General features: G+C 66.7%; 25 protein-coding genes. 13 read left to right on the top strand and 12 right to left on the bottom strand.

Annotated elements, in window-relative coordinates:
- Positions 1-63: 63 nt before the first annotated feature.
- On the top strand, positions 64-888 hold the full coding sequence (locus ACQKLX_RS11855) for a MipA/OmpV family protein (RefSeq protein WP_427361779.1): 825 nt from the start codon (positions 64-66) through the stop codon (positions 886-888).
- A gap of 81 nt (positions 889-969) precedes the next feature.
- Here the strand turns inward: ACQKLX_RS11855 and ndk are convergent, their stop codons facing one another.
- Positions 970-1392, bottom strand: a complete 423-nt coding sequence (gene ndk, locus ACQKLX_RS11850) for a nucleoside-diphosphate kinase (RefSeq protein ID WP_326873968.1) — start codon at positions 1390-1392, stop codon at positions 970-972.
- 90 nt (positions 1393-1482) lie between these two features.
- Positions 1483-1752: an SEL1-like repeat protein gene (locus ACQKLX_RS11845; protein ID WP_082613718.1), complete on the bottom strand. Its 270-nt coding sequence runs from the start codon at positions 1750-1752 to the stop codon at positions 1483-1485.
- A gap of 362 nt (positions 1753-2114) precedes the next feature.
- Here ACQKLX_RS11845 and ACQKLX_RS11840 point away from each other — a divergent pair, with 362 nt between their 5' ends.
- Entirely contained in the window at positions 2115-2489 is a 375-nt protein-coding gene (locus ACQKLX_RS11840) for a DUF2147 domain-containing protein (RefSeq protein WP_427361778.1), read from the top strand.
- Positions 2490-2585: 96 nt separating this feature from the next.
- Here the strand turns inward: ACQKLX_RS11840 and ACQKLX_RS11835 are convergent, their stop codons facing one another.
- The 4 genes from ACQKLX_RS11835 to gatB form a co-directional block, all read right to left on the bottom strand.
- Positions 2586-3293 (bottom strand): glutathione S-transferase N-terminal domain-containing protein, encoded by a 708-nt coding sequence (locus ACQKLX_RS11835; protein WP_427361777.1) that lies wholly within the window; start codon positions 3291-3293, stop codon positions 2586-2588.
- A gap of 106 nt (positions 3294-3399) precedes the next feature.
- Positions 3400-3885, bottom strand: a complete 486-nt coding sequence (locus ACQKLX_RS11830; RefSeq protein WP_427361776.1) for a GNAT family N-acetyltransferase — start codon at positions 3883-3885, stop codon at positions 3400-3402.
- A 183-nt stretch (positions 3886-4068) separates the two neighbouring features.
- Positions 4069-4575: a GNAT family N-acetyltransferase gene (locus ACQKLX_RS11825; protein WP_427361775.1), complete on the bottom strand. Its 507-nt coding sequence runs from the start codon at positions 4573-4575 to the stop codon at positions 4069-4071.
- Positions 4572-6053 carry an Asp-tRNA(Asn)/Glu-tRNA(Gln) amidotransferase subunit GatB gene (gene gatB / locus ACQKLX_RS11820; RefSeq protein WP_427361774.1) on the bottom strand — a complete coding sequence of 494 codons (1482 nt, stop codon included), beginning with the start codon at positions 6051-6053 and terminating at the stop codon, positions 4572-4574. Before gatB ends, ACQKLX_RS11825 begins: the two co-directional genes overlap by 4 nt.
- A gap of 250 nt (positions 6054-6303) precedes the next feature.
- Between gatB and ACQKLX_RS11815 the strand changes: the two genes are divergently transcribed.
- From ACQKLX_RS11815 to ACQKLX_RS11805, 3 genes are all read left to right on the top strand, one after another.
- On the top strand, positions 6304-7437 hold the full coding sequence (locus tag ACQKLX_RS11815; protein ID WP_427361773.1) for an efflux RND transporter periplasmic adaptor subunit: 1134 nt from the start codon (positions 6304-6306) through the stop codon (positions 7435-7437).
- A gap of 73 nt (positions 7438-7510) precedes the next feature.
- A complete protein-coding gene (locus ACQKLX_RS11810; protein WP_427361772.1) occupies positions 7511-10696 on the top strand; it encodes an efflux RND transporter permease subunit in 3186 nt (1061 codons plus the stop codon).
- A 12-nt stretch (positions 10697-10708) separates the two neighbouring features.
- Positions 10709-11434, top strand: coding sequence for a glycine-rich domain-containing protein (locus tag ACQKLX_RS11805; RefSeq protein WP_427361771.1), 726 nt, complete (start codon positions 10709-10711; stop codon positions 11432-11434).
- A gap of 8 nt (positions 11435-11442) precedes the next feature.
- Here the strand turns inward: ACQKLX_RS11805 and ACQKLX_RS11800 are convergent, their stop codons facing one another.
- Positions 11443-12033 (bottom strand): hypothetical protein, encoded by a 591-nt coding sequence (locus tag ACQKLX_RS11800; protein WP_427361770.1) that lies wholly within the window; start codon positions 12031-12033, stop codon positions 11443-11445.
- Between the two features lie 143 nt (positions 12034-12176).
- On the opposite strand from ACQKLX_RS11800, the gene ACQKLX_RS11795 reads away from it, so the two are divergent.
- Both ACQKLX_RS11795 and aac(3) read left to right on the top strand, forming a co-directional pair.
- Positions 12177-13634 (top strand): cryptochrome/photolyase family protein, encoded by a 1458-nt coding sequence (locus ACQKLX_RS11795; protein ID WP_427361769.1) that lies wholly within the window; start codon positions 12177-12179, stop codon positions 13632-13634.
- 9 nt (positions 13635-13643) lie between these two features.
- Positions 13644-14456, top strand: coding sequence for an aminoglycoside 3-N-acetyltransferase (gene aac(3), locus ACQKLX_RS11790; protein WP_427361768.1), 813 nt, complete (start codon positions 13644-13646; stop codon positions 14454-14456).
- Between the two features lie 52 nt (positions 14457-14508).
- Here aac(3) and ACQKLX_RS11785 read toward each other — a convergent pair whose 3' ends face one another.
- Positions 14509-15318, bottom strand: a complete 810-nt coding sequence (locus ACQKLX_RS11785; RefSeq protein ID WP_427361767.1) for an SDR family NAD(P)-dependent oxidoreductase — start codon at positions 15316-15318, stop codon at positions 14509-14511.
- 158 nt (positions 15319-15476) lie between these two features.
- On the opposite strand from ACQKLX_RS11785, the gene ACQKLX_RS11780 reads away from it, so the two are divergent.
- Both ACQKLX_RS11780 and sseA read left to right on the top strand, forming a co-directional pair.
- Entirely contained in the window at positions 15477-16193 is a 717-nt protein-coding gene (locus ACQKLX_RS11780) for an alanyl-tRNA editing protein (protein ID WP_427361766.1), read from the top strand.
- A gap of 48 nt (positions 16194-16241) precedes the next feature.
- The gene (gene sseA, locus ACQKLX_RS11775) at positions 16242-17096 is read left to right on the top strand and encodes a 3-mercaptopyruvate sulfurtransferase (RefSeq protein WP_427361765.1); all 855 of its coding nucleotides are present in this window, start codon (positions 16242-16244) and stop codon (positions 17094-17096) included.
- Positions 17097-17155: 59 nt separating this feature from the next.
- Here sseA and ACQKLX_RS11770 read toward each other — a convergent pair whose 3' ends face one another.
- Complete coding sequence (locus tag ACQKLX_RS11770; protein ID WP_427361764.1) at positions 17156-18079, bottom strand: glutaminase; 924 nt, start codon at positions 18077-18079, stop codon at positions 17156-17158.
- A 128-nt stretch (positions 18080-18207) separates the two neighbouring features.
- Here ACQKLX_RS11770 and ACQKLX_RS11765 point away from each other — a divergent pair, with 128 nt between their 5' ends.
- Positions 18208-18957: a proteasome-type protease gene (locus ACQKLX_RS11765; RefSeq protein WP_427361763.1), complete on the top strand. Its 750-nt coding sequence runs from the start codon at positions 18208-18210 to the stop codon at positions 18955-18957.
- Here the strand turns inward: ACQKLX_RS11765 and ACQKLX_RS11760 are convergent, their stop codons facing one another.
- Positions 18958-19593 carry an ankyrin repeat domain-containing protein gene (locus ACQKLX_RS11760; protein WP_427361762.1) on the bottom strand — a complete coding sequence of 212 codons (636 nt, stop codon included), beginning with the start codon at positions 19591-19593 and terminating at the stop codon, positions 18958-18960.
- Positions 19594-19909: 316 nt separating this feature from the next.
- On the bottom strand, positions 19910-20116 hold the full coding sequence (locus ACQKLX_RS11755) for a TOBE domain-containing protein (protein WP_427361761.1): 207 nt from the start codon (positions 20114-20116) through the stop codon (positions 19910-19912).
- Positions 20117-20232: 116 nt separating this feature from the next.
- Here ACQKLX_RS11755 and modA point away from each other — a divergent pair, with 116 nt between their 5' ends.
- From modA to modC, 3 genes are all read left to right on the top strand, one after another.
- Complete coding sequence (gene modA, locus ACQKLX_RS11750; protein WP_427361760.1) at positions 20233-21051, top strand: molybdate ABC transporter substrate-binding protein; 819 nt, start codon at positions 20233-20235, stop codon at positions 21049-21051.
- Positions 21052-21294: 243 nt separating this feature from the next.
- Positions 21295-21993: a molybdate ABC transporter permease subunit gene (gene modB / locus ACQKLX_RS11745; protein WP_427361759.1), complete on the top strand. Its 699-nt coding sequence runs from the start codon at positions 21295-21297 to the stop codon at positions 21991-21993.
- Positions 21990-23081, top strand: a complete 1092-nt coding sequence (modC, locus tag ACQKLX_RS11740; protein ID WP_427361758.1) for a molybdenum ABC transporter ATP-binding protein — start codon at positions 21990-21992, stop codon at positions 23079-23081. The genes modB and modC overlap by 4 nt, the downstream gene beginning before the upstream one ends.
- A 4-nt stretch (positions 23082-23085) precedes the next feature.
- On the opposite strand, the gene ACQKLX_RS11735 is transcribed toward modC, so the two are convergent.
- Positions 23086-23484: a winged helix-turn-helix domain-containing protein gene (locus tag ACQKLX_RS11735; RefSeq protein WP_427361757.1), complete on the bottom strand. Its 399-nt coding sequence runs from the start codon at positions 23482-23484 to the stop codon at positions 23086-23088.
- Between the last annotated feature and the right edge of the window lie 5 nt (positions 23485-23489).

The raw sequence follows: 23489 nt of genomic DNA, 5'->3' as shown, positions 1-23489 counted from the left end.
ACTAATGATTCAGTTTGACCGCATCCGAGTAGTCCAAGGCGCTGCTGCGCCGGAGTTCTGACGATGCGTTGCGTTGTGTTCCTTGCCGGCCTTGCGGCCGCCTGCCTGTCCCTGGCGCTGGGTGCGCCGGCCAAGGCGCAGTCCTCGCAGTACAGCCAGTACACCTCGCCGGAGCCGGTGCAGAACTGGCACCTGACGCTCGGCGCCGGCCTGCGCTACCAGCCCGACTATATGGGCTCGAACGACTATGTCTTCCGGCCGCGTCCGATCATCTCGCTGGCGCGCGGCACCAAGAGCACCTGGTGGACCTCCGAGGACGACGCGATCAGCATCGGCGTCTTCTCGGGCAAAGCCTGGCGCGTCGGCTTCTCTGGCAATCTGCTCTGGGAGCGCAAGGCCGACACCAATATCGCGCTCCGCGTCATGGGCGTGCCGGACACCAAGTTCGGTGCCGAGGCCGGTGCCTTCGTCGAGTTCTACCCGACGTCCTGGCTGCGCGCCCGTGTCGACCTTCGCCGCGGCATCGTCGCCCATGACGCGCTGATGGCCGAGGCCAAGCTCGACGTCTTCCAGCGTATCGGCCCCTGGTCGCTCGGCATCGGTCCGCGCATGAGCATCGCCGGCGCCGACTACATCCGCACCTATTTCGGCGGCACGACGGCCGGCAATGGCGGCATCCTGCAGCGCTTCAATGCCGGAGTGTATTCGGTCGGCGCAATCGCGCAGGCGACCTACAACTGGACCGACAAGTTCCAGACCACGACCTATATCGAATACAAGCGCCTGATGGGCGACGCCGCCAAGGCGCCGATCGTCAAGGCCTTCGGCGACCGCGACTCGCTCACCTTCGGCATCTCGGCGAGCTACGCCATCGATCTCGGATTCTGAGCCGCGCCATCATCGCGAGCAGACAAAAAAGGCGGGTCCAACGGACCCGCCCTTCATCGTTTCCGGGGTATAAAAACCGGCTCAGCCGACGATCTCGTTGCCCGAGAAGAACTGCGCGATCTCGATCGCCGCGGTCTCCGGCGCGTCCGAGCCGTGGACGGTGTTCTCGCCGACGGACTGGGCGAAGAGCTTGCGGACGGTGCCCTCGGCGGCATTGGCCGGGTTGGTGGCGCCCATCACTTCGCGGTACTTGGCGATCGCGTCCTCGCCCTCGAGGACCTGCACGACGACCGGGCCGGAGGTCATGAACTCGACGAGCTCGCCGAAGAAGGGGCGCTCCTTATGGACGGCGTAGAAGGTCTGGGCCTGCGCCGTGGTCATCTGGATGCGCTTCTGCGCGACGATGCGCAGGCCGGCCTTCTCGATGACCGCGTTGACCGCGCCGGTGAGGTTGCGCTTCGTCGCGTCGGGCTTGAGGATGGAGAAGGTACGCTGGACAGCCATCGTTATTATCCTTGCGGGAAAATCGGGGAATGCGGCGCGCTTATAGCGGCGCCCTCCCCGGGCCACAAGGCTGGATGGCCTGCTTGAACCTCAGTGCCGGGTCAGGAACCTGCGCGCCTCGCGCAGCGCCTCGGCAACCTCGTCGCGGCTCATCTCCAGCGCCAGCTCGCTGCGATGCGAGGCAGCTCGGGCGCAGCCCTTGGCGAAGGCGACGTTGAACCAGGTCTGCGCCGCAACCAGATCGACCGGACCGGAGCGGCCGGACGCATGCATCAGGCCGAGCTCGTAATAGGCGTCGGCGGAGGCTTCCATCGGGATCGCCAGCGAGGCCGGGATCGCGCTCATTTCCATGCGTGCCATGACAACTCTCCCTGTTTTCCTTCGATTCCGGCCCGTTCGAAGGCCGCGGCTTGTGAGGAGAAATTCAGGCCGGGCGGTAAAACACTCCGCTAAATTTTGAGATGAATCGAAGCTCAACGAGTCGCAAACGAGCGGTTAAAGCAAGATTCGATTCAGGATCGAACGCCGAATACGCCAATGATTTCAATCGGCTCCGAAATCCGATCCAATGAGCACGTCAACTTGGGATTCACCTTGCCCCATGGTCAGGCCGGCGGCCGAGCCTTCATCAAGTGCCATCTTGGAAACCGGCGCGGCTTCAGATATGGTTTACATCTAAACCATCTGAGCGACGAAGATCGCCAGCAACGAGGAGGAACGCCATGGCTATCCGTTCGACCATCACCGCTGCGGGCCTACTGCTCGCTCTCGCCGTGCCGGCTTCGGCCCAGGACGTCAGCGGCACCTGGCTGCGCGACAGCGGCGCCTCCAAGGTGCGGTTCAGCAAATGCGGCGAGGCGATGTGCGGCTCGATCTCCTGGCTGAAGGAGGCCGGCGGCCCGGCCAAGGTCGGCCAGCGCATCTTCTACGACATGAAGCCGTCCGGCGCCGGCAAATGGAGCGGCAGCGCCTTCAATCCCGAGGACGGCAAGACCTATTCCGGCACGATGTCGCTCTCCGGCGACACGCTGACCACCGCCGGCTGCGTTTTCGGCGGCATGATCTGCCGCTCGGTGAAGTGGTCGCGCAGCAATTGATCGCGTAGGATCGTCATCCTCGGGCGAAGCGGAGCGCAGACCCGAGGATCTCTTGTCGAGAGATGCTCGGGTCAAGCCCGAGCATGACGCTTGCCCCTAGCGCGCCTTCTGGCCGAACAGAACTGCCTTTTCCTCGGGCGTCGAGATACCGGCCGGGTTGCGCAACTCTTCGGCGACCTTGAGCCCGCGCTGAACCGCCGGGCGCGCCTGCATCGTCTCGAGCCAGCGTCCCACATTGGGGAACTGCTCGATGTTCTGGCCCTGGCGCTTCCAGCCGCGAGCCCAGCCGACGCAGGCCATGTCTGCGATCGAATAGTCGTCACAGATATAGTCGCGGCCTTCTAGGCGCTTGTTCAGCACGCCGTAGAGGCGGTTGGCCTCGTTGGTGTAGCGGTCGATCGCATAGGGCACCTGCTCCGGCGCGTAGATGCGGAAATGGTGGGTCTGGCCGAGCATCGGGCCGAAGCCGCCCATCTGCCAGAACAGCCATTCGTCGACGGCGACGCGACCGCGCTCGTCCTTGGGGTAGAACTTTCCGGTCTTGCGGCCGAGATATTGCAGGATGGCGCCGGATTCGAAGACCGAGATCGGCTTGCCGTCCGGTCCATCGGGATCGACGATCGCCGGCATGCGGTTGTTCGGCGAGATCGCCAGGAACTCGGGCTTGAACTGGTCGCCCTTGCCGATGTTCACCGGAATGACGTTGTAGGGCAGCCCGGCTTCCTCGAGCATGATGGTGATCTTCCAGCCGTTCGGCGTCGGCCAGTAGTGGAGATCGATCGGCTTGCCCTGCACTGCTGCCATGTCCCAGTCCTCGCGGGTTGTTGCGGGTCGACAGGACATCTAGGTCGCGAGCCCGGCCAGCGTAAGCGCCGGGGCTTGCGCCAGGAGCGGGCGCGGCATGCGGCGCTCACAGCACCAGCTTGAAGCCTTCATGGCTCTGATTGAAGCCGATGCGAAGGTAGAAGCGATGTGCCGCCTCGCGCGCCTTGTCCGAGGTCAGCTCGACCAGGCCGGCACCCCTCTGGCGGGCGACTTCGACGGCATGGGCGACCATGGCCTCGCCGACGCGCCGGCCACGCAGGTCGGGGTGGACATGGACGCTCTCGAGCTTGGCGCGCTTGCGGCCGCGATAGGCCAGGCCCGGGATCAGCGTGAGTTGCAAGGTGCCGACGACCTTGCCGTCGAGCTCGGCGACGAAGAGCGTGTTGTAGGGGCTGGCGGCGACCTCGTCGAAGGCGGAGAGATAGGCCGGATGCTGCGCCTCCTCCTCGATCTCAGCGAGCGTGCGCGTCTGCACGGCGGCGCCCAGCATGATCAGGGCGGCGATGCGCGGGACATCGTCACGGCGCGCTTCGCGCATGGTCACGGCGGCAAGATCGGCTGCCTCGGTCATCGTCGTCTCCATCGAGAATTCGCCAAGTACATTCCTAGAGCTTGTTTGGAAACTCAGCCCTCGTCCTGAGGAGGCCCGAAGGGCCGTCTCGAAGGGCGCTCCAGTTGTCTCTGGAACCTCCTGGAGCATCCTTCGAGACGCGCTCTGCGAGCGCTCCTCAGGATGAGGGCTCAGGGGTTTCTCTCAGATCATCACCAGGCGCTTGGCCATGATCAGCGTGTTGGGCGTGTCTTCGCGCCCGTCGAAGCGGGCCTGGCGCTGCAGGAAGAAGCCCATGCGCTCGTAGAAGGCGATGGCGAGCTCGTTCTGGCTCTCGACCTCCAGCCGCGCCACCGGCGCGTCCGGGAAGCAGGCGAGCGCGACCTGTAGCAGCGTGCGCCCGATGCCTTCGCCCTGACGGGTCGGCGTGACATAGAGCCGCGTCAGCATGGCGGCGCGGTCCTGCTCCTGGCGGGCGGAAGCCGTGCCGACGACCTCCTCGCCCAGCAGCGCTATCAGGAAGACGCCGCTGTCGCGGCCGAGCTGGGCCGCAAGCGCATCGAGCGAATGCCAGGCATTGGTGATCTCGGCGACGCGGCGCCAGCCATAGATGCCGTCATAGGTGTCGTGCCAGGTCTCGACCAACAACGAGCGGACCGCCGGCAGATCGGCGGCGAGCGCATCGCGGATGATCAAGTCCTGTGGCGTCACTCGATACCCAGCTTCTTCTTCAGGATCTCGTTCAGCGCCTGCGGATTGGCCTTGCCGCCCGAGGCCTTCATCGCCTGGCCGACGAACCAGCCCAGCATGGTCGGCTTCGCCTTGACCTGCTCGACCTTTTCCGGGTTGGCGGCGATGATCTCATCGACCGCCTTCTCGATCGCGCCGGTGTCGGTGACCTGCTTCATGCCGCGGGCCTCGACGATGTCGCGCGGGTCGCCGCCCTCGGTCCAGACGATCTCGAACAGGTCCTTGGCGATCTTGCCGGAAATGACGCCCTCGCCGATCAGATCGACGAGGCCGCCGAGCTGCGCGGCCGAGACCGGCGAGGCCGAGACGTCCTTGCCTTCCTTGTTGAGACGGCCGAACAATTCGTTGATCACCCAGTTGGCCGCAGCCTTGCCGTCGCGGCCTTTCGCCACGGCCTCGAAATAGTCGGCCTGCTCGCGCTCGGCGACGAGCACCGAGGCGTCATAGGGCGAGAGCCCGTACTGCGCGATGAAGCGACCCTTCTTGGCGTCGGGGAGCTCCGGCAGATGCGCCTTCAGGTCAGCGACGAAGGCGTCGTCGAATTCGAGCGGCAGCAGGTCCGGATCGGGGAAATAGCGGTAGTCGTGCGCCTCCTCCTTGGAGCGCAGGGAACGGGTCTCGCCCTTGCCGGGATCGTAAAGGCGGGTCTCCTGGTCGATCGTGCCGCCATCCTCGAGGATGCCGATCTGGCGGCGGGCCTCGACCTCGATCGCCTGGCCGATGAAGCGGATCGAGTTGACGTTCTTGATCTCGCAGCGCGTGCCGAAGGGCGCCCCGGGCTTGCGCACGGAGACGTTGACGTCGGCGCGCAGATTGCCCTTCTCCATGTCGCCGTCACAAGAGCCGATATAGCGCAGGATGGTGCGCAGCTTGGAGACATAGGCCTTGGCCTCGTCGGCCGAGCGCAGATCCGGCTTGGAGACGATCTCCATCAACGCCACGCCCGAACGATTGAGGTCGACGAAGCTCATGGTCGGGTGCTGGTCGTGCATCGACTTGCCGGCATCCTGCTCGAGATGCAGGCGCTCGATGCCGACGCTGATCTGCTCAGTCGGCGACATGTCGACCGCGATCTCGCCCTCGCCGACGACCGGGTGCTTGTACTGGCTGATCTGGTAGCCCTGCGGCAGGTCGGGATAGAAATAGTTCTTGCGGTCGAAGACCGAGCGGTTGTTGATCTTGGCGTTGAGGCCGAGGCCGGTGCGGACCGCCTGACGGACGCACTCCTCGTTGATCACCGGCAGCATGCCCGGCATCGCGGCGTCGACCAGGCTGACATGGGCGTTCGGCTCGCCGCCGAAGGCGGTCGAGGATCCCGAGAACAGCTTGGCGTTGGAGGTGACCTGCGCATGGATCTCGAGGCCGATCACGATCTCCCAGTCGCCGGTCGCACCCTTGATCAGCTTCTTGGGGTCGGCGGGACGGACATGCGCATTCATGAGATGACTTCCATGCGGTGTTGCTGCTGACGCGGGCGCGCGCGTCCTTCAGGTAGAGCCTCGGCCCGTCGCCAGCAAGCATCTGTTGCTCCGTTTAGTCCCACTCCGGGGCGGCAATGACCGGTGGAGATGAAAATATCGTCGAAATTGTCGAGTGAAGAAACTTGACAATCGTCAGTCCGATGGAGTTGTTGCGCATTCGGCCGGAAACCGTGAAGGTTGCGCCGCGCCCGCATTCTCGGAGTTTCACATGATCCGCCGCTCCAGCCGGGCCCTCGCCGCCCTGGCGGTCCTGCTCCCGGCCCTGTCCGCGGAGGCCCTCGCGCAAGGCGCTCCGCCGGCACCGCCGGTGACCGTCGCCAATCCGCTCGCCAAGCGCGTCACCAACTGGGACGAGTTCACCGGCCGCTTCGAGGCCAGTGACCAGGTCGAGGTTCGCGCCCGCGTCTCCGGGTTCCTCGATTCGGTCCATTTCCGCGACGGCGACTTGGTCAAGTCGGGCGACCTGCTCTTCACCATCGACCAGCGTCCGTACAAGCTCGCCGTCGATGCGGCGCGGGCCGAAGTCGCACGCGCCAAGGCGCAGGTCGACCTCAACCAGAACGAGGTCGAGCGCGCCGAGGCGCTGACGCAGAACCGCACCATCACCGCCCGCGACATCGACCAGCGCCGCGCCAACCTCAACGGCGCGATCGCCAGCCAGCAGGCGGCCGAGGCCAATCTGAAGACGGCCGAGCTCAACCTCGAATGGACGCAGGTGCGGGCACCGCTTGCCGGCCGCGTCTCGAACCGCCGCGTCGACCAGGGCAACCTGATCGCCGGCGGCCAGTCGGGCGCGACGCTGCTGACCACAATCGTCGCCGTCGATCCGATCAAGTTCGTCTTCGACGCCTCCGAAGCCGACTACCTGCGCTATACGCAGTCGCAGGATCTGCGGAAGCCCGGCACGCCGGTGCGCGTGCGGCTTTCGAGCGAAACCAAGTGGGACCGCGAAGGCAAGATCGACTTCGTCGACAACGCGCTCAACGCCCGTTCGGCGACGATCCGCACCCGTGCCGTCTTCCCGAACCCGGACGGGTTGCTGACACCCGGCACGTTCGGCCGGCTGCGCCTGTTCGCTGGTGAGGCCGACGCCTTGCTGGTGCCGGACGCGGTGATCGTCTCCGACCAGGCCAACAAGATCGTGCTGACGGTCGGCGCCGATAACAAGGTGGTGCCGAAACCGGTTCAGCTCGGCGCGATCAGCGACGGGCTGCGCGTCATTACCAAGGGACTGACCCCGGCCGACAAGGTGATCGTGACCGGCATCGCCAATCCGATGGTGCGGCCGGGCGTGGCCGTGACCCCGCAGCCGACCGAGATCAAGGCCGCCGCCGCCAACTGACGACCTCCGCAGGTCGTAACGAGCGCGGACGGTATCCTCCGTCCGCCCTGCCCTTTTTGGCCAGGACCAAAGCATGTTCCGCTTCGCCCATTTCTTCATCGACAGGCCGATCTTCGCGACCGTGCTCTCGGTGCTGCTGACGATCGCAGGCGCCATCACGTTGCGCACCCTGCCGATCGCCGAATATCCCGAGATCGCGCCGCCGACCGTCACGATCACCGCCAACTATCCGGGCGCCTCGGCCGAGGTCGTCGCTTCGACCGTCGCCGCGCCGATCGAGCAGGAAGTCAACGGCGTCGACGACATGCTCTACATCTCGTCGCAGTCCACCGGCGACGGGCGCGTGACGATCAACGTCGTCTTCAAGGCCGGCACCGACGTCGACCAAGCGCAGGTCCTGGTGCAGAACCGCGTCTCGGCGGCCGAGCCGCGCCTGCCCCAGGAAGTGCGCACGCTCGGCCTGCAGGTCCGCAAGGCCTCGCCGGACTTCCTGATGGTCATCCATATGCTGTCCCCGGACGGCTCGCGCGACCAGCAATACGTCTCGAACTACACCACGCTGAACGTCAAGGACGTGCTGACCCGCGTCGAGGGCGTCGGCGACGTGCAGGTCTTCGGTGCCCGCGACTATTCGATGCGCGTCTGGCTCGACCCGGCCAAGGTCGCGGCCCGCAACCTGACCGCCGGCGACGTCGTCGCGGCGATCCGCGCCGCCAACATCCAGGTCGCGGCGGGGGCGATCAATCAGCCGCCGGCGAAGTCGGACGGAGCATTCCAGCTTTCGGTCAACACGCTCGGGCGCCTGACCAGCATCGACGAGTTCTACAACATCGTCGTCCGCTCGGACGCCGATGGCGGGACGATCCGCGTCCGCGACGTCGCGCGCGTCGAACTCGGGGCGCAGGACTACCTGTCGAACTCCTATCTCGACAACAAGGAGGCAGTCGCGATCGGCGTCTTCCAGCGCCCCGGGACGAATGCGCTGGCTGCCTCCGAGGCGCTCATCAAGACGATGCAGGAGCTGTCGAAGAGCTTCCCGGCCGGCGTCGAGCACACCATCGTCTACAATCCGACGGAGTTCATCAGGGAATCCGTCTCGGCCGTCGTCGCGACCCTGCTGGAAGCGATCGTGCTCGTCGTGATCGTGGTGATCCTGTTCCTGCAGACCTGGCGCGCCGCGATCATCCCGATCATCGCGATCCCGGTCTCGCTGGTCGGCACCTTCCTGATCATGAGTGCGGTCGGAATCTCCTTCAACACGATCTCGCTGCTGGCGCTCGTCCTGGCGATCGGCATCGTCGTCGACGACGCGATCGTCGTGGTCGAGAACGTCGAGCGCTATCTGGCGCAGGGAATGAGCGCGGTCGACGCAGCACACAAGACGATGGACGAGGTCGGCGGCGCGCTGCTGGCGATCGCCCTCGTGCTCTGCGCCGTGTTCATCCCGACTGCCTTCATCACCGGCCTGCAAGGCACCTTCTATCAGCAGTTCGCGGTCACGATCGCGGCCTCGACGGCGATCTCGTGCTTCGTCTCGCTGACCCTGTCGCCGGCCCTGGCGGCGATCCTGCTGAAGCCGCACAGCCATGAAGAGCCGAAGGGCTTCCTGGCGATGCTCAGCGCGCCGCTGCGCTGGTTCTTCAAGTACTTCAACAAGGCCTTCGACTGGCTTTCACACGCTTACGGCTCGGTGACCTCGCGCCTGATCCGCTTCGGCGTGATCATGCTGCTGGTCTATGCGGGCCTGATCGCGGTCGCCGGCCAGCGGCTCGCGGCCATCCCGACCGGCCTCGTCCCGCAGCTCGACCGCGGCTACTTCATCGCGGTCTTCCAGCTGCCGCCCGGCTCCTCCCTGCCCCGAACAGACGCGGTCATCCGCAAGGCGACCGATGTCCTGCTGTCGCGGCCGGGCGTCGCGCATGCCGTCGCCTTCGCCGGCCTCGACGGCGCGACCTTCACGCTCGCCCCCAATGCCGGCGTCGCCTTCGTCACGCTCACCGACTTCAAGGAACGGGCCAAGCAGGGTCTCACCACCCAGGGCATCCTCAATGACCTGCGCACCCAGTTATTCGGGATCGGCGAGGCCTTCGCCCTGATCATCGAGCCCCCGGCGGTGCCCGGCATCGGCAATGGCGGCGGTCTCAAGGGCTATGTCCAGGATCGTGGCGGCAAGGGCCTGGCGGCGCTGGAAGGCGCGACCTGGGCCGTGGCCGGGACAGCCGGCCAGACGCCCGGCATCCAGCAGCCCTTCACGCTGTTCTCGACCAGGACGCCGCAGATCTATGCCGATATCGACCGCACCAAGGCGGAGATGCTCGGCGTCCCCGTGACGCGCGTGTTCGAGACGCTGTCGATCTATATGGGCTCCGCCTATGTGAACGACTTCAACATCCTCGGCCGCACCTTCCGGGTGACGGCCCAGGCCGACAACCCGCATCGGCTCGACATCCGCGACGTCGCCGACCTGAAGACGCGCAATGCCGATGGCGAGATGGTGCCGATCGGCTCGGTCGCGACCTTCTCGGATACGACCGGCGCCTATCGCGTGCCGCGCTACAACCTCTATCCGGCGGCTGAAGTGCAGATGTCGATGGCGCGCGGGTACTCGACCGGCCAGGGCATCGCGGCGGTCGAGAAAATCGCGAGCCAGGTGCTGCCGGCCGGCTTCGGCTTCGAATGGACCGAGATCGCGCTGCAGGAGAAGCTCGCCGGCAATACCGCGATCATCGCCTTCGGCCTCGCCGTCGTCTTCGTCTTCCTCTTGCTGGCGGCGCTGTACGAAAGCTGGACCCTGCCGCTGGCGGTCATCCTGATCGTGCCGATGTGTATCCTCGCGGCGATGATCGGCGTCGGCTACAAGGACTTCGACCGTAACGTCCTCGTCGATATCGGCCTCGTCGTGCTCGTCGGCCTCGCAGCGAAGAACGCGATCCTGATCGTCGAGTTCGCCAAGCAGGCCGAGGACGAAGGCATGAGCCGGCGCGATGCGGCGATCGCGGCGGCCCGGACCCGGCTGCGGCCGATCCTGATGACCTCGCTCGCCTTCATCCTTGGCGTGCTGCCGCTGACGACCTCGGTCGGCGCCGGCGCGGAGATGCGCCAGGTGCTCGGCATCGCGGTGTTCTCCGGCATGATCGGCGTCACGCTGTTCGGCCTGTTGTTCACCCCGGTGTTCTATGTCGTCGTACGCTGGCTCGCCGCGCTCGGCGGCAAGAAGAAGCCGGCCGAGCCGAAGCAGGCCGCGCCGCACGCGCACTGACGAGGTAACGCGATGAACGCCGCCGCCATCATCATCGGCATGGTGGTGGCGGTCGTTCTCCTGCTCGTCGCGGGCAACGCGCTCGCTTCATATAAGCGCCTGCGCCGGGCGGAGTTCATCCGGCGCTATCCCTGGCCGCGCGGGTTGCTCGACCAACTGGCGGCCCATCATCCCGGCTTCACCCGCAAGGAGACGGCGCTGGTTTCCGAGGGCCTGCGGCAATTCTTCCTGGCCTATCTCAATTCCGGCCGGCGCGAGGTGGCGATGCCCTCGCAAATCGCGGACGATCTCTGGCACGAGTTCATCCTCTACACCCGCGACTACGGCCGCTTCTGCAGCCGGGCCTTCGGGCGCTTCCTGCATCATACGCCAGCGGTGGCCCTGCGAGAGGGCGCTCCCCGCGACAATTCTGCACTGCGCCGCGTCTGGTGGCAGTGCTGCCGCGACGAGAACATCGACCCGGTCCGGCCGACGCGACTGCCGCTGCTCTTCGCCCTCGATAGCAAGCTCAAGATCGCCAACGGCTTCGTCTATACGCCCGATTGCGCGGCGCTGCGGCGCAATGGCGACCGCGGCACGCAATGCGGCGGCGACTTTTCCAGCTCGTCCTTCGACGGCAGCACCGACGGCTTCGGCGACAGCGGCAATGCCTCCGACAGCAGCAGTTCCGATGGCAGCGGCTCCGACAGCGGCGGAGGCGACAGCGGCGGGGGGTGCGGCGGCGGCGGTGGCGACTGAACGGCGGCTCAGTTCTGCTTGATCTTCGAGCCCTTGATCACGACGTCCGAGGTCGCCGTCGCGTTGATCTTCCCGCTCGCCCGGATCGTCACGTCCTTGCCCTTGAGATCGATGGAGCCGTCCTTCTTGAGGTTGAGGTCGGCCGCGCCAGCGTCGAACACCATGCCGTCGGCCGCCTGGACCGCCAGAACCTTGCCGCTCGCAATCGAAAAGTCCTTGCTGCTGTCGAGGTCGATGCTGACGGCGGCCGCGACCTCAAAGGCGCGTGTCGCCAGGCTGATCTCGCGATTGGCAGCCATACTGAGTGCGGTACCGGCGGTGAGATTGATGCTGGTACCCGCGGTCGTCCGTATCCCGGTGCCGACATTGACAACATAGGCCGCCCCCACCGCCGTCCGGAAGCTGCCGCCGACCGTGAGAGCCAGTTCGGCCCCGACATTGATGGTGCAGGGACCGCCGGCGGTGATCGACAGTCCGAGCGGAGCGTTGATCGCGACCATGCCGCCGCGCCCGACATTGACCGCCTGCAGCAGGGCTGCGAGTTGCGCCTCCAGCGCCGCGATCCGTCGGCTCAAGGCCTCGACTTCCGGCGTCGCCATGACCTCATCCCCCTCCTTCTGCGCGCATCCGATCCTATCTATCACGAACCGGGGCGGCGCGCGGCGCCACTATCCCTTTGCGCCATGCAACCAAACCGGCTCCATCGGCGTATCGGAGCATCGAATCGACAAGGCCTCACCGAGTGACCGCACGCCCTGCCCTGATCTGGTTCCGCGACGATCTGCGCCTGTCCGACAATCCGGCCCTGAGAGCGGCGATCGAGCGTGGGCCGCTGATCTGCCTCTACATCCTCGACACATCGCCTGATCGCCGACCGCTCGGCGGGGCGGCGCGCTGGTGGCTGTCGCGCTCGCTGACGGCGCTATCGGAAGCGATCGCGGCGAAGGGCGGCGAGTTGCTGATCCTGCGCGGCGATCCCGCGGAACTGCTGCCGCGCATCGCTCATGAGGCCGATATCGGCTATGTCGCCTGGAATCGCCGCTATGACGCTGCTGCGATCGATCTCGACAAGTCGCTCAAAGCTATGCTTACCGACAGCAGCATTGAGGTCGAGAGCTTCAATGCCAACCTGCTCAACGAGCCTTGGCAGGTGGCGACCAAGGCGGACGGCCCGTTCAAGGTGTTCACACCCTATTGGCGCGCCGTGCGCGAAGGCGGCGAGCCTGCGCCTCCGCTTCCTGCGCCGACCGAGCTCAGCAAGGCACCGCTGCCGGCAGCTTTGCGCAAGCAGATACTCACGGTCGCAGATCTCGCTTTGGAGCCGACGAGGCCCGACTGGGCCGGCGGGCTGCGCGAAACCTGGACGCCGGGCGAGGCTGGAGCCCTGGAGCGACTGGGCACTTTCCTCGACGAGACGCTTGCCGGCTATCGCGAAGCGCGCGACCTGCCCGATCGACCGTCGACCTCGCGGCTGTCGCCGCATCTGCGCTTCGGCGAGATCGGCCCGCGCCAGATCTGGCATGCGACCAAGGCAGCGCTGGAGGCAGGCGACACGCCGGGCTCGGCCGCTGATGTCGAAAAATTCTTCAGCGAGATCGGCTGGCGCGAGTTCTCCTATCACCTGCTCTTCCACAATCCGGGCCTCGCCAGCGTCAACTATGATCGCCGCTTCGACGCGATGGCCTGGGAGAAGGACGAAGCCGGCCTGAAGGCCTGGCAGAAGGGGCTGACCGGCTATCCGATCGTCGATGCCGGCCTGCGCGAGCTCTGGCAGACCGGGTGGATGCATAATCGCGTACGGATGATCACGGCCTCTTTCCTGATCAAGCATCTGCTGACCGATTGGCGCGCCGGCGAGGCCTGGTTCTGGGACACGTTGGTCGATGCCGATCCGGCGAACAACCCGGCGAGCTGGCAATGGGTCGCGGGCTCCGGCGCCGACGCCGCTCCCTATTTCCGTGTCTTCAATCCGGTCACCCAGGGCGAGAAGTTCGATCCGAAAGGAACCTATGTCCGGCACTTCATCCCGGAGCTGGCGGAACTTGGCGACAAGTTCATTCATCGCCCCTGGGAAGCGCCCGCGACCGAGCTGAAGAAGGCGGGTATCGCTCTCGGCCGAGACTATCCGAAGCCGGTCATCGCGCTCGACTTCGGCCGTCGACGTGCGCTCGACGCCTTTGCTGCAATTCGATCGGAATAACCGACTGCCATGCTCCCCGCCTCCTTCGTCACGCGCGCCTCGGTCGCCGCTGATCTCGCCGCCCTCGGCCTCGCTCCCGGCGACGCCGTCATGATCCACGCAGCGGTCAGCAAGGCCGGCCGCCTGCTCGACGGCCCCGACACCATCATCGCTGCCCTGTGCGACGCCGTCGGCCCGAGCGGCACGGTGCTCGCCTATGCCGATTGGGAAGCGCGCTACGAGGACCTGGTCGACGAGGGCGGGCGCGTGCCGCTTGAATGGCGCGAGCACATCCCGCCCTTCGATCCGAAGCGCTCGCGCGCGATTCGCGACAATGGCGTGCTGCCCGAGTTCCTGCGCACGACTCCCGGCGCACTGCGCAGCGGCAATCCCGGCGCCTCTGTCGTGGCGCTCGGGGCGAAGGCAGAGTGGTTCACCGCCGATCATCCGCTCGACTATGGCTATGGCGAGGGCTCGCCGCTGGCCAGGCTCGTCGCCGCCGGCGGCAAGGTGCTGATGCTCGGCGCACCGCTCGACACGCTTACCCTGCTGCACCATGCCGAGCATCTGGCCGACATCCCCGGCAAGCGCATTCGGCGGATCGAGGTTCCGCTGGCGACGCCGGCCGGCACGCAATGGCGCATGATCGAGGAGTTCGACACCGGCGATCCGATCGTCGACGGGCTGGCCGAGGATTATTTTGCCGAGGTCGTGACCGAGTTCCTGGCTGGCGGACAAGGCCGGCAAGGCCTGATCGGCGCTGCCCCATCCGTGCTGGTCGATGCGGCAGCGATCGCCGCATTCGGCGTGAACTGGCTCGAAGCGCGGTTCCGCTCAGCCTAATCCTGCATCTGAACTCAATCTTCCAAGCTGTTGGGCAAAGAGTCTTCTCCGGCTACACCGCCCCGTCGCGCCGGCCGCCGCGATGCTCGCCGGCAAGCTTGCGCATCGCCCAGAAATAGGCCGGGTAAGGTAAGAGCCGCATGCCCTTCATCAGCCAGGCAAGGCGACGTGGGAAGGTGATCTCGAAGCCGCCGCGGGCAAAGCCGTCGACGATGCGCGCCGCGGCCTCTTCGAGCGACACCATGAATGGCATCGGGAAGCTGTTGCGCTGGGTCATCGCGGTGTCGACGAAGCCGGGATTGACCAATTGCAAGCGGATGCCCTGCCGCTCGCAATCGAAGCGCAGCGCCTCGCAAAGATGGATCGCGGCCGCTTTCGAAGCGCCGTAAGCAGCTGCGCCTGGCAGCCCGCGATAGCCCGCCAGTGAGGCGTTGACCGCGATCTGGCCTTTGCCCCGCGCCGCCATCCGCTCGGCGACAGCCGCCGTGCCGCGTACGACGCCGATCAGATTGACTGCGAAGATCTGCTCGAAGGCGGCGACATCGACCAGGCCCGGCCCATTACGCGGGGCGATGCCGGCATTGAGGAAGGCGAGCGCGATCGGCCCATGCACGCTCTCGATGCCCTCGACCACAGCCGCCATCGCCATCGGATCGGCGACATCGCCGCAATGGGCGACAATCCGGCCCGGCAAACCATCCGCGCTCAGAGCCAGCGTTTCGAGCTTGTCGAGCCGGCGCGCCGTCGCCGCGACCGTCCAGCCGCGCCGCGCCAACTCCAGAGCCACGGCCGCGCCGATGCCGGAGCTCGCCCCCGTCACCCAGGCGACGCCATCCTGCGGCTCGATGCGCGGCATGGTCATGTTGCAGTCGGGCCTCCATGCCACGGCAGTCCTGTACCGGACCGTAGTGATGAGAGGCCCACAGCGGAAGCCCTGCCGATGAGGGAGCCTCTTGGCCTCCACCGGCTTTTCCAGCTCGCCCCCGCCTGCGATAAGCTGACGGAATGAAGGAGATCGCGATGCCGACCGAATTGCTATTCCGAGATGATGCCTACCTCGCAGAGACTCCCGCGACCGTCGTTGCGATCAACGAGCGCGGCGGCATCGAGCTCGACCGGACCGTATTCTACGCCACCGGAGGCGGCCAGCCGGGCGATTCCGGCGTCCTCGTCCGCAGCGACGGCTCCGAAATCGCTATCGGCGCCGCGATCTACAATCCCGAGGACAAGAGCCGCATCCTGCATGTCCCGCTCGAAGGCCAAACGGCGCCCGCCATCGGCGACAAGGTGACGGCGAAGCTCGATTGGGAGCGCCGGCTGAAGCGCATGCGCATCCATACGGCGCTGCATCTGCTCAGCGTCGTCCTGCCCTATCCCGTCACCGGCGGCGCGATCGGCGATGGCGACGGGCGGCTCGATTTCGACATCCCCGAGGGCGGGCTCGACAAGGCCGAGCTGACCGAGAAGCTCAACGCGCTGGTGGCGAAGAACGCCGCGATCAACGAGCGCTGGATTACCGACGAGGAGCTCGACGCCAATCCCGGCCTGGTCAAGACCATGTCGGTCAAGCCGCCGCGCGGCTCCGGCCGGGTCCGGCTGGTCTCGATCGAGGGCATCGACCTGCAGCCCTGCGGCGGCACGCATGTCCGCAACACCTCGGAGATCGGCGCGGTCGCCGTCACCGATATCGAGAAGAAGGGCAAGCAGAACAGGCGCGTGCGCATCGCACTCGCGTGAAGTTTCCCTCATAACATCCTGAGAACAGACTCTTTCGAGGAAGCGCGCATGGCCCGCAACGACATCTTCGTCTCCACACAATGGCTGGCCGAGCGGCTCGACGCGCCCGACATCGTCGTGGTCGAGGGCTCGTACTACCTGCCGGCCCAGAAGCGCGACGCCAACGCCGAATATGCGCAGCAGCGCATACCCGGCGCGGTGCGCTTCGACATCGACGTGGTGAAGGACAAGGATTCGAACCTGCCGCACATGCTGCCGCGGCCGGATGCCTTTGCCGCCGCAGTCGGCGCCATGGGTATCGGAGACGGCATGCGCATCGTCGTCTATGACGGCCTCGGCCTGTTCTCGGCGCCGCGCGTGCGCTGGACCTTCCAGACCTTCGGCGCCAAGGACGTGGTGATCCTCGAAGGCGGCATGCCGCAATGGCTGGCAGAAGGCCGGCCGGTCGAGGACGGCGCACCGCGACCACGCGCACCGCGCAGCTTCACCGCCAGGCTCGACCATTCAGCCGTTGCCGACGCCGGCGACATCGCGCGCGCCATCGAGACCAATTCAGCCCAGGTGATAGATGCGCGCGCCGCCGATCGCTTCCGGGGCGAGGCGCCGGAGCCACGCGCCGGCCTGCGTTCCGGCCATATCCCTGGCTCGCTCAACGTGCCGTCTTCGGCGCTCGTGGCGGACGGCAAGCTCAGGTCGCCTGGAGAGATCGTCGCCGCCTTCAAGAGCGCCGGCGTCGATCTCGACCGGCCGCTGATGACCACCTGCGGCTCCGGCGTCTCCGCCGTGATCCTGTCGACGGCACTGGAATCGATCGGCAAGTCGACCCGTGCCGTCTATGACGGCTCCTGGTCCGAATGGGGCGCGAGCGATCGCCCCATCGCGACCGGGCCTGCCAAGGGCTGACCAGCATGATCTGACGCGAATTCTGATCGTTCGACCGTGCCGGTCGAACGGAATGCGCGCTAGAACACCGACCAGCCGGTGCGCTCGACAAGACGCTCGAGCGCCAGCGCGCCGACATGCGAGGTGCCGGCGGCGTTGAGACCGGGCGACCAGACCGCGATCGCCGCCTGCTTCGGCACGATGGCGAGGATGCCGCCGCCGACGCCGCTCTTGCCGGGCAGCCCGACCTTGAAGGCGAACTCGCCGGAGGCATCGTAGTGGCCACAGGTCATCATCAGCGCCTTGACGCGGCGGGCCCGCGCCGGGCGGCAGATCATGTCACCGGTCAACGGATCGACGCCGTCGCCGGCGAGGAACAGGCCGGCGCGGGCGAGCTGGGCGCAGCTCAAGCTCAATGCGCATTGATGGAAATAGACGTCCAGGACCTCGGCGACCGGGTTCTTCAGATTGCCGAAGGCGCGGATGAAATTGGCGAGGCTGGCATTGCGGAAACCGGTCTGCGCCTCCGAGCCCGCGACCTCCTTGTCGATCGCAACCGTACGGTCGCCCGAGCACTTGCGCAGGAAGGCGAGGATCTCGGCGGCCGTCTTCTTCGGCGTCCGTCCGGTCAGCAGCGCATCGGTAACGACGAGCGCGCCGGCATTGATGAACGGGTTGCGCGGCACGCCGCGCTCCTGCTCGAGCTGGACGATCGAGTTGAAGGGCGAGCCGGAAGGCTCGCGACCGACCCTGTGCCAGAGCCGGGCGCCGACCCGCTCCAGCGCCAGCGTCAGGGTGAAGACCTTGGAGATGCTCTGGATCGAGAACGGGACGTCGGCATCGCCGACCTGCGCACGTTCACCGTTGCAGGTGACGATGGCGAGGCCGAAACGGCGCGGATCGACCCGCGACAGCGCCGGAATGTAGTCGGCGACCTTGCCGGCGCCGATATGCTCGGCCATGTTGTCGTGAACGGAAGCGACAATGTCCGACAGATTGCGCATGCCCGAACTCCGCCACGGCCTGGTCGAGGCGACCTTGGCATTCGCCCGAACGTGCCGCAATCGCGTCGAGGAGAGCTTGGCAAAGTCGCCGCTGCTACGCATGCTGCGCCCGTGCTGGGGAGCCGCCCATGACCTATTGCCTCGGGATTCTGCTGCCGTCGGGCCTGGTCCTCGCCTCCGATTCCCGCTCCAGCGCAGGGGTCGACCAGATCGCGGTCGTCAAGAAGCTCGCGCTGTTCGAGGTGCCGGGCGAGCGTGTGATCGCAATCCTCTCGGCGGGAAACCTGGCGACGACGCAGGCCGTGATCACCATGATCCGGCAATACACCAAGCATAAGCAGGATCTTTCGACCGGGGCGGAGAACCGCGACATCCTGGCGGCGCGCACCATGTTCGATGTCGCGCAGATCGTCGGCGGCGTCCTGCGCGAGGTCGTGCGCGCCAACCGCGCCTTCGTCGAGCCCTATGGCGACCCGAACGGCTCGTTTCTGGTCGCTGGACAGATCGCCGGCGAGCCGCACCGGCTCTTCCAGGTCTATTCGGCCGGCAATTTCGTCGAAGCCTCCGGGCGCACGCAGTTCCTCCAGCTCGGCGAGACCAAATACGGCAAGCCCATCCTCGACCGGGCGCTGCAGGAGGCGAGCGGGCTCGACGAAGCCGCCAAGCTCGCGCTGCTTTCCTTCGATGCGACGGTGCGCTCGAACCTCTCGGTCGCGCCGCCGATCGACCTCTTGCGCTACGAGGCCGACAGCTTCTCGACCCGGCACCTCGCCAAATATGACAGCCATCACCCCTATTGGGCCGATCTGCGCCAGCGCTACAGCGACGGGCTCAGCGCGCTGGTCGCAAGCCTGCCGGCGCCGGACTTCCCCGCCTGACTACTGCAGCAGCGCGACCATCGCCGCATAGCCGCGGCGGCGCGCGTGTTCGAGCGGCGTGGTCCCCTCGCGATCGGCGAGGTCGCGGCGTGCGCCGGCCGCGACCAGCGCCCGTACCGTCTCGACATGGCGCGGCCCGCCATTCCCAAGGATCACCGCCTCGATCAGGGCGGTCCAGCCGAGATTGTTGACATGGTCGAGCGGCGCGCCGGCGGCGATCAGGTCGCGCACCACGCCGTCATGGCCGAGATGAGCCGCCGCGATCAGCGCCGTGCCGAGATAGGGGCTGGTGATTGCGCGCGGATCGCCGCCGATGGCGAGCGCGGTGCGCATGGTCTCGATATCGTCGGCGACCGCCGCGATAGTGATCGCGTCATAGGCGCGGCCGTCGAGCGCACGCGCATCGGCGCCCGCCTTCGCTAGCTCGCGCATCGCCTCGCGCTGGCGGGCGTGAGTCGCGACATGCAGCGCGGTGCGACCCTGGCCGTCGCGGACTTCAAGGCCGCGCCCAGCCGCAACCGCTTGCCGGAGGGCCGGAAGATCGCCGCGATAGGCCGCCAGATGCAGCCCGTCATAGGCGGAGATCTCAGCCGGCGACGGCGGAACCTGGGCGCCGGCAGTCCCACCCGGGCTCATCGTCAGAGCGATAAGCAGCGCCGAAAATCCATTTCGGCAAACGTTCGCCCCGCGTCGTTTCGTCTCAGGCATCTGGTTACAGCCTCCATTTTCGCGCAAACGGCGCGAAAAATCGCACTCTGCCCAAATTAAGGTCAGCCTTGCTGCCCCTTCCCCCTTGCAGGCCAAGCCGGAGCGCCCTATCTCCTGTGCACCGCAGCAGAGATGTTGCGGCGCCCTCCTTGGGCGTTTCCTCCCTAGACTTGGGCCTGCGCTCCGGCGTGGGCCTTTTTCTTTGCGCGGAAGGCTAGCGCGGCCGGCAGCGGCCGCGCAACGATCAGTCGATCGCGATCATCACATCGGAGGCCTTCACGACGGCGTAGGCCTTCTGCCCGACGGCGAGCCTGAGCTCGTCGACCGCGGCATTGGTGATGGCCGAAGTGACGATGGCGCCGCCGACATCGAGCTTCACATGAGCGGTGGTCGCGCCCTTCACGATCTCGATGATGGTGCCCTTGAGCTGGTTGCGGGCAGAAATCTTCATGCTGGTCTCCTCGACCTGACATCCTCGCGAGACCGCATCAGGCGGACTCGACCTTTGGTCACTCACCGTTATATTCGGCTGCACATAGCGACAGCAACCGCAGCGAGGATCGCCCTATGCCATCGAACCGCCGAAACGTGTGCTCCGGTTTCCTGGGCTTCACCGCCGCACTGCTGATCGGCGTCGCCTCCTTCACCGGCCCGGCCCTCGCCCAGAGCAAGGAACTGGTGATCTTCGCCGCCGCGAGCCTGAAGAACGCGCTCGACGAGGCAGCGGCCAACTGGGTCAAGGAAAGCGGCAAGCCGGCGCCGAAGATCTCCTATGCGGCGAGCAACGCACTGGCGAAGCAGCTCGAGCAGGGCGCGCCGGCGGATCTCTTCCTCTCGGCCGATCTCGACTGGATGGACTACGCCCAGCAGAAGAACCTGATCGTCAAGGACAGCCGAGTCAGCCTGCTCGCCAACCGGATCGCGCTGATCGCGCCGTCCGATGCCAAGACCACCGCGACGCTTGCACCGGGCGTCGACCTCTCTGCCGCGCTCGGCCAGGGCCGGCTCGCCATGGGCAATGTCGATTCGGTTCCGGCCGGCAAATACGGCAAGGCGGCGCTGGAGAAGCTCGGCGGCTGGGACAAGGTGAAGGACAAGGTGGCTCAGGCCGACAATGTCCGCGCCGCCTTGCTCCTGGTCTCGCGCGGCGAGGCGCCGCTCGGCATCGTCTACACCACCGACGCCGCCGCCGATCCGAAGGTCAAGGTGATCGCGACCTTCCCGGAGGATACCCATCCGCCGATCATCTACCCGGTCGCGATCACCAAGGATTCCACGAATCCTGACGCACAGGGCTTCCTGACCTATCTGCGCGGCAACGGCGCCAAGGCCAGCTTCGAGAAACAGGGCTTTACGGTCCTGAACAAGCCCGCCTCTTCTTCGTGAGACCTCCTCCGCAAAAGGCCGGTCGCCTGGGCTCCTCCCTTCCCCCTTGTGGGGAAGGGTTGGAGATGGGGGCGGTGCCGCTTGGTGACTGGCGGCAGAAATGGGGCTCGGCAGCAGCGATAGCGCTATCTCGTTCCGCCGATCGTCCCGGCTTTGCGCCCCCCACCCCTGCCCCTCCCCACAAGGGGGAGGGGTTTCCTGCGCCTCGTCCAGTTTCGCAGAGGATTCCGTGAGGAATTGCCCGTGAGCGACTGGCTGACGCCGGAGGAATGGACGGCCGTCCGCCTCAGCCTGATCGTCGCCACCACAGCCATGCTGGCGAGCCTCCCTCTGGGGCTCGCCGTGGCCTGGCTGCTGGCGCGCGGGCGCTTCTGGGGCAAGTCGCTGCTCGACGCCGTCATCCACCTGCCGCTGATCCTGCCGCCGGTCGTCACCGGCTATCTGCTGCTGATCGGCTTCGGCCGGCGCGGACCGATCGGCCAGTTCCTCTATGACTGGTTCGGCATCGTCCTCTCCTTTCGCTGGACGGGCGCGGCGCTGGCCTGCGCCGTGATGGGCTTTCCGCTGATGGTCCGCGCGATCCGGCTCTCGATCGAGGCGATCGACCGCAAGCTCGAGGATGCGGCGGGAACGCTCGGCGCCGGCCCGTTCTGGGTCTTCCTGACGGTGACGCTGCCGCTCGCTCTACCCGGCATCCTCGCCGGCATGATCCTGTGCTTCGCCAAGGCAATGGGCGAGTTCGGCGCGACCATCACCTTCGTCTCCAACATCCCCGGCGAGACGCAGACCCTGCCCTCGGCGATCTACACCTTCACGCAGGTGCCCAACGGCGATGCCGGGGCGATGCGGCTGACTCTGATCTCGATCACGATCTCCGTCGCGGCGCTGTTCGCCTCGGAATTCCTGGCGCGGCTGGTCGGCCGGCGGATCGCCGTCGAATGAGCGCGGTCATCGAGGTTTCCGTGGCGCACCGGCTGGGCGCCTTTTCGCTCGATGCCGAATTCGCTTCGGACGGGCGGCTGACGGCGCTGTTCGGCCGCTCCGGCTCGGGCAAGACCTCGCTGGTCAACGTCATCTCCGGCCTGATCCGGCCGCAGGCAGGCCGCGTCGTCATCGACGGGCGGGTGATGCTCGACAGCGCCGCCGGCATCTTCGTGCCCAAGCACAAGCGCCGCATCGGCTATGTCTTCCAGGAGGCGCGGCTCTTCCCGCATCTCTCCGTCAGGCAGAACCTGCTTTATGGCCGCTGGTTCGCGCCGAAAGCGGAGGATGGCGGCAGCAAGCTCGACGACGTGCTCGATTTGCTCGGCATCGGCCACCTCCTGCAACGGCAGCCGGGCGCGCTTTCCGGCGGCGAGAAGCAGCGCGTCGCGATCGGCCGCGCTCTGCTCGCCAAGCCACGTCTCCTGCTGATGGACGAACCGCTCGCCTCGCTCGACGAGGAGCGCAAGGCCGAGATCCAGCCCTATATCGAGCGCCTGCGCGACGGCTTCGGCATTCCGATCATCTATGTCTCGCATTCGATCGCGGAGGTGGCGCGGCTGGCGACACATCTCGTCATCCTCGACCAGGGCAAGGTCTCAATGAGCGGCCCGACCGCCGAATTGATGTCCCGCCCCGACGTGCCGATCCTCTCCGCCTCGGCGGAGGCCGGCGCCATCCTCGACGCGCGCGTGCTGCGCCACGAGCCGGAGCACGGCCTGACGATCCTGGAGACCGCAGCCGGGCCATTGCAGATCGCGCGCCGCAAAGTGCCGGAAGGGGCGGCGCTGCGCGTGCGCATCCTCGCCAGCGACGTGATGCTCAGCTTGAAGCCGCTCGACGGGATCAGCGCGCTCAACGTCCTGCCCGGAACGGTCTCGGCGCTCGGCGCCCGGTATGGCGATGGCGGGGCGCTGGAAGTGAGGCTCGATTGCAATGGCGCCGGCCTGCTCGCCCGCCTCACCGTGAAATCGGTCGAGCAATTGCAGCTGAAGCCCGGCAGCCCGGTCTATGCGGTGATCAAGAGCGTCTCGATCGATACGCCCTAGGCGCTCAGGCCTTCTCGCTGGGCTCGCGCACTGGAGCCTTCGGCGAGACTGCCGCACGCAGCGCAGCGATCTCCGCCGCCCCTGCCCCCAGCGCCTTCGCCTCGATGGCGCGATAATTCGCGACGATCTCGCGACCGAGCGGCGTCAGATGCGCGCCGCCGCCCTTTGCTCCGCCGGGCTGGGCCTCGACCAGTGGCGAGCGAAAGATGCGATTGAGATCGTCTACCAGGAGCCAAGCACGGCGATAGGACATCTTCATCGAACGGCCGGCGGCGGAGATCGAGCCGGTCTCACCGATCGCCTCCAGCAGCTGCACCTTGCCGGGGCCGAGGCGTCCGCCCGGCGTAAAGTCGAGCCGGAAGCTGAAGCGCGTCGCCGGCAGGGACTGGTCAGCCTTCGACAAGGGCA

The sequence above is a fragment of the Allobosea sp. NPDC003192 genome, from assembly GCF_050275675.1.
In the GTDB taxonomy this organism is placed as follows: Bacteria; Pseudomonadota; Alphaproteobacteria; order Rhizobiales; family Beijerinckiaceae; genus Allobosea.
The sequence above is the reverse complement of the archived record's forward strand: the minus strand, read 5'-3'. Positions and strand labels throughout refer to the sequence as shown.

Excerpts from the sequence above, each read along its gene's own strand:
- ACQKLX_RS11835 (WP_427361777.1), bottom strand. The coding sequence starts at position 3,293 with ATGGCAGCAGTGCAGGGCAAGCCGATCGATCTCCACTACTGGCCGACG.
- ndk (WP_326873968.1), bottom strand. The coding sequence starts at position 1,392 with ATGGCTGTCCAGCGTACCTTCTCCATCCTCAAGCCCGACGCGACGAAG.
- ACQKLX_RS11780 (WP_427361766.1), top strand. The coding sequence starts at position 15,477 with ATGCCGACCGAATTGCTATTCCGAGATGATGCCTACCTCGCAGAGACT.
- ACQKLX_RS11810 (WP_427361772.1), top strand. The coding sequence starts at position 7,511 with ATGTTCCGCTTCGCCCATTTCTTCATCGACAGGCCGATCTTCGCGACC.
- modA (WP_427361760.1), top strand. The coding sequence starts at position 20,233 with ATGCCATCGAACCGCCGAAACGTGTGCTCCGGTTTCCTGGGCTTCACC.
- ACQKLX_RS11855 (WP_427361779.1), top strand. The coding sequence starts at position 64 with ATGCGTTGCGTTGTGTTCCTTGCCGGCCTTGCGGCCGCCTGCCTGTCC.
- ACQKLX_RS11760 (WP_427361762.1), bottom strand. The coding sequence starts at position 19,593 with ATGAGCCCGGGTGGGACTGCCGGCGCCCAGGTTCCGCCGTCGCCGGCT.
- ACQKLX_RS11765 (WP_427361763.1), top strand. The coding sequence starts at position 18,208 with ATGACCTATTGCCTCGGGATTCTGCTGCCGTCGGGCCTGGTCCTCGCC.
- ACQKLX_RS11845 (WP_082613718.1), bottom strand. The coding sequence starts at position 1,752 with ATGGCACGCATGGAAATGAGCGCGATCCCGGCCTCGCTGGCGATCCCG.
- ACQKLX_RS11800 (WP_427361770.1), bottom strand. The coding sequence starts at position 12,033 with ATGGCGACGCCGGAAGTCGAGGCCTTGAGCCGACGGATCGCGGCGCTG.
- ACQKLX_RS11840 (WP_427361778.1), top strand. The coding sequence starts at position 2,115 with ATGGCTATCCGTTCGACCATCACCGCTGCGGGCCTACTGCTCGCTCTC.
- ACQKLX_RS11770 (WP_427361764.1), bottom strand. The coding sequence starts at position 18,079 with ATGCGCAATCTGTCGGACATTGTCGCTTCCGTTCACGACAACATGGCC.
- modC (WP_427361758.1), top strand. The coding sequence starts at position 21,990 with ATGAGCGCGGTCATCGAGGTTTCCGTGGCGCACCGGCTGGGCGCCTTT.
- sseA (WP_427361765.1), top strand. The coding sequence starts at position 16,242 with ATGGCCCGCAACGACATCTTCGTCTCCACACAATGGCTGGCCGAGCGG.
- ACQKLX_RS11785 (WP_427361767.1), bottom strand. The coding sequence starts at position 15,318 with ATGACCATGCCGCGCATCGAGCCGCAGGATGGCGTCGCCTGGGTGACG.
- gatB (WP_427361774.1), bottom strand. The coding sequence starts at position 6,053 with ATGAATGCGCATGTCCGTCCCGCCGACCCCAAGAAGCTGATCAAGGGT.
- ACQKLX_RS11805 (WP_427361771.1), top strand. The coding sequence starts at position 10,709 with ATGAACGCCGCCGCCATCATCATCGGCATGGTGGTGGCGGTCGTTCTC.
- ACQKLX_RS11815 (WP_427361773.1), top strand. The coding sequence starts at position 6,304 with ATGATCCGCCGCTCCAGCCGGGCCCTCGCCGCCCTGGCGGTCCTGCTC.
- ACQKLX_RS11830 (WP_427361776.1), bottom strand. The coding sequence starts at position 3,885 with ATGACCGAGGCAGCCGATCTTGCCGCCGTGACCATGCGCGAAGCGCGC.
- ACQKLX_RS11755 (WP_427361761.1), bottom strand. The coding sequence starts at position 20,116 with ATGAAGATTTCTGCCCGCAACCAGCTCAAGGGCACCATCATCGAGATC.